Origin of the sequence: Chitinophaga sp. (genome assembly GCF_036569125.1) — a bacterium.
Lineage (GTDB): Bacteria > Bacteroidota > Bacteroidia > Chitinophagales > Chitinophagaceae > Chitinophaga.
On the sequence record NZ_DATCRF010000362.1, the window covers coordinates 1 to 3,720 of the forward strand.

The window sequence follows — 3,720 nt, forward strand, 5'->3', positions numbered from 1 at the left end:
ATTAAACAGGCGCTGCCTGCCGGTTCAGAGATCTTAGCTATCATGAACAAAGGACAGGTCTCCCATAAAAGGATAATACTACCGGATTCCATACTGCAACGCTATACCGGAACATACAGGCAAAACAACGGAAAAGTGATACAGATAGCACAGGAAGGCAATGCCATCAGGGTATCCGGTGATGGTGTACCCACCGCCGTACTGTTCCCGGAAACTGCAAACAAATTCTTTTTGCCGGATTATGATGTACAGCTGGAATTTACAGAAGACAATGCGCTGATCATTTATGAAAGTGGAAAAAAGGTAATGAAGATCGATAAAGTACCCTAATTACCAGTTAAATTAATTACCTTATAATGTATGAAAGAAAACCTCATTGCTTTTCTTACCACCAGCAGCCTGGTCACGCCTGAACAAGCAGCCGAAATTGCCGGCCACTTCAGCTTCCGGGAGATCCCTAAAAATGCGTTCTTCCTGGAAGAAGGTAAAATTGCCAATAACTACCTTTTTTTAGAAAAAGGTTTTATGCGCGTTTTTGCCCATGATATAGATGGCAATGATGTGACCACCGGTTTTGCAGGCCCGCAGCAGGTGGTGCTTGAGGTATCATCTTTTTTTAACCGCACGCGCTCCCAGGAAAACATACAGGCCCTTACAGACTGTGAAGGCTGGGGCCTTACCTATGATGAATTAAACCAACTCTTTCACGCCCGGCCTGAGTTCCGGGAGTTCGGGCGGCATATACTGGTAAAGGCTTTTACTACACTTAAAACACGCATGCTGTCCATGATCACAGAAACAGCAGAACAACGGTATGCGGGATTATTAAATACCAACCCGGCTATTTTTCAGCATGCTCCGCTAAAGAACATTGCCTCTTACCTGGGTATTACAGATACTTCCCTTAGCCGCATCCGGAAAGAATTTTCAAAAAAGTAGCTGAAATCAATTCTTGCCAAATGGCAAGCCATGAAAAAGAATGTTATGTTTCCTTTGCAGTAGAAACTTACATCACATGGAAAACATTCCTTTTTATATTCCGCTGCTTTTTGCCGGTACTACGGCTTTTGCTGTTTACCTGTTTTACAGGGCGGCTAACCGTTCAAAAAAAGTGCTGACAGCTATAACAGGCTGGTTATTATTACAGGCAGTGATTGGACTTACCGGTTTTTATACAGTTACCAATGCCCGGCCGCCGCATTTCCTGTTCCTTACTTTTCCGCCGCTGTTGTTCATACTGTCACTGTTTATTAACCCCAAAGGCCGCCGGTTGCTGGATTCATTGAACGTTAAAACATTAACGCTGCTGCATATTGTTCGTATACCGGTTGAAATAGTTTTGTTCTTATTATACACCTATAAAACCGTTCCTTCATTAATGACCTTTGAAGGCCACAACTTTGATATTATTTCCGGCTTAAGCGCGCCGCTTATATACCTGCTTTGTTTTTCAAAAGACAAAACGCGCAGAACCGCGCTGTTCATATGGAACCTGGTATGCCTGGGCTTATTGATTAATGTAGTAACCATTGCAGTGCTTTCTGCACCATTTCCTTTTCAACAGCTCTCGTTTGAGCAGCCCAACACCGCGATCCTCTATTTCCCTTATATATGGTTACCAGGCTTTGTTGTACCGGTTGTATTGTTATCACACCTGGCAGCCATGCGGCAGCTCCTGTATAAACGAAGGGCAGTACCTGATCTTGCATAAATAGAAAGGGGCCGTATATACTTTCCCATTATTCACTTAATGCCATCTCCGCCTTCATTAATTCCTTTAAAACATTTTCCCATTGTACCCGGTGCCGTTGCTCATGCGCAATAAAAAAACGGAAAGTATCTCCCAGCTTGAATGTAAGCATTTTGCTTAATGAAGTGGGTACCCGCAACCTGTTCAAATCAGCCGTGCGGGCTATCTGCAGCAGGTTTAACAGGGTATGCTGGTCTGTTATGAATTGTGCCAGGGCGGCCTTACCATCTGCCTGTTTCGCAGGGATGGCATTTTTCATGGTCTTCATTTTATTTTTTACCGTATGCGCATCTGTGGGTTTCATCATGCCGGTAAAGTAATTCCCTAACCAGCCCGGCCTAAACATATTATCTGCAATGGTCTGGTGCTGGTGTAACTTTTCTTCCATTGCTTTTAAATAAAAGCGGGAGTAGAAATTAAGGTGTTCCAATACCTGTGCCACACTCCATTCACCGGGAGCAGGACTTGCCTGTAAAAGCGCTGCCGGCAAATGTTGCAGCTTGTTAGCTTCCAGGATCAATTGACGGGTGTCTGCCATTAGCGTATCCAGCAGCACCTGGCTGTTTATTGCTTTCATGGTAAAATATTTATGCAAACATGCACCGCAATTTTTGCAGGAATATTGGTATTTACCATGATTTATATTTTTATGCTGCCCATTAGCTTGCTGAAATTCGTAGCATCCATGCCCAGGTAAGAGGCCAGGTATTTATGGGGCACCAGGTTCAGGATATGCGGGCTTCTTTTCAGCAATGCCCTGAATTTTTCCTCATTGGTAAAGCAGAGCAGCTCTACCTGGCGGAATAATAAACCTTTCATGATAAAAGAGGTCAGGTTCAGGATCATTTCCTGTATAACGGGATAAGTTTTCATTAACTGATTAACTTCCTCATAAGGGATCCTCAGGAAGCGGCTGGCCGTGAGGGTTTCCATGAAATATTCGGAAGGTGTTTGCGTCAGGAAGCTGTCTGCCACCCCGCTGAAAGAGGGTGCATAGGTGAAAACAATGGTAGCTTCCCGGTTGTCGTTGGTAAGGTAAAAGGCGCGCTGCACGCCTTCCAGCACAAAGTACAGGTACCGTTCTTTTTCCCCGGCTGCAGTCAGCATGGTCTTACGCTTTACCGTAAGCGGCTTCCATCCCGTGACCAGGGCCTGCAGCGCATCATCCGGCAGCGGATGTATGTGCATGATATATTGCCGCAATGCTTCTTCTTCCACCATATTATCCTATTAGTTGTTTAGAAGTACTTGATTTACACAATCTACCACTTTTACTTTGCCCTTGAAATAGCTATTTAACTATGAAAGTGATACTCATTGGTGCTACGGTATACCTGGCAAAACATACTGGCTGCGCTGAAACTCAGCGGGCAGGTATTCCGCGTGTGGGAGCCTTCTGCGCAATACGTACGGAAATAAAAAAGCCCCGCCATAAAAGCGGGACTCTTTAAAGTATATAGATCAACATGGCGCTAACATTATTCCGTCCACAAGGTGCCGGTAGCATAGGTTCTGGCGCGGCCGGAGATAAATACACGCTCCCCTGCATCCACACAATACAATTTTCCCAGCCTTTCAGACACCTGCAAAGCGTTCATTTCTTTTTTACCCAGCTGCTCACTCCAATAAGGGATCAATGAGCAATGCGCCGAACCGGTAACCGGGTCTTCAAAAATGGAGGCCTGGCTGGTAAAGAAGCGGGATACAAAATCACAGTCATCACCTTTAGCGGTAATAATAACACCACCAGGGTCAAGATTGATCTGGTTGAGCAGCTGCCGGTCAATGTGGATGTTCCGCACCTCCTGCTCATGATCGTATACCAGCACATAGTCCCTGGCTTTTAATACTGCACGTGGCTGCTGGCTGAGTGATTGTGCAATAATCTCCGGTAACGGCGCCGGTACAGGTTTGCGGGAGGGGAAGTCCAGCGTGTACAGGTCTTTTTCTACCCGCACCTGCAGTATGCC

The 3,720-nt window shown here is 45.5% G+C and carries 6 protein-coding genes; 3 read left to right on the forward strand and 3 right to left on the reverse strand.

What is annotated here, in order from left to right; translation table 11 throughout:
* The 3 genes from VIM87_RS13280 to VIM87_RS13290 form a co-directional block, all read left to right on the forward strand.
* Positions 1–330 (forward strand): DUF3471 domain-containing protein (locus tag VIM87_RS13280; protein ID WP_331997464.1); only part of this gene is annotated, 330 nt, incomplete at its 5' end.
* Between the two features lie 30 nt (positions 331–360).
* Complete coding sequence (locus VIM87_RS13285; protein ID WP_331997465.1) at positions 361–939, forward strand: Crp/Fnr family transcriptional regulator; 579 nt, start codon at positions 361–363, stop codon at positions 937–939.
* Positions 940–1,015: 76 nt separating this feature from the next.
* Entirely contained in the window at positions 1,016–1,711 is a 696-nt protein-coding gene (locus VIM87_RS13290; RefSeq protein WP_331997466.1) for a hypothetical protein, read from the forward strand.
* Between the two features lie 28 nt (positions 1,712–1,739).
* Here VIM87_RS13290 and VIM87_RS13295 read toward each other — a convergent pair whose 3' ends face one another.
* The 3 genes from VIM87_RS13295 to VIM87_RS13305 form a co-directional block, all read right to left on the reverse strand.
* Positions 1,740–2,327: a DinB family protein gene (locus VIM87_RS13295; RefSeq protein WP_331997467.1), complete on the reverse strand. Its 588-nt coding sequence runs from the start codon at positions 2,325–2,327 to the stop codon at positions 1,740–1,742.
* A gap of 62 nt (positions 2,328–2,389) precedes the next feature.
* Entirely contained in the window at positions 2,390–2,971 is a 582-nt protein-coding gene (locus tag VIM87_RS13300) for a cyclic nucleotide-binding domain-containing protein (RefSeq protein ID WP_331997468.1), read from the reverse strand.
* A gap of 257 nt (positions 2,972–3,228) precedes the next feature.
* Positions 3,229–3,720: PhzF family phenazine biosynthesis protein (locus VIM87_RS13305; protein ID WP_331997469.1), on the reverse strand; the 492-nt coding region annotated here is incomplete at its 5' end.

What these genes read in the sequence shown, in the direction of transcription:
- VIM87_RS13285 (WP_331997465.1), top strand. Translation starts at nt 361, where the DNA reads ATGAAAGAAAACCTCATTGCTTTTCTTACCACCAGCAGCCTGGTCACG.
- VIM87_RS13300 (WP_331997468.1), bottom strand. Translation starts at nt 2,971, where the DNA reads ATGGTGGAAGAAGAAGCATTGCGGCAATATATCATGCACATACATCCG.
- VIM87_RS13295 (WP_331997467.1), bottom strand. Translation starts at nt 2,327, where the DNA reads ATGAAAGCAATAAACAGCCAGGTGCTGCTGGATACGCTAATGGCAGAC.
- VIM87_RS13290 (WP_331997466.1), top strand. Translation starts at nt 1,016, where the DNA reads ATGGAAAACATTCCTTTTTATATTCCGCTGCTTTTTGCCGGTACTACG.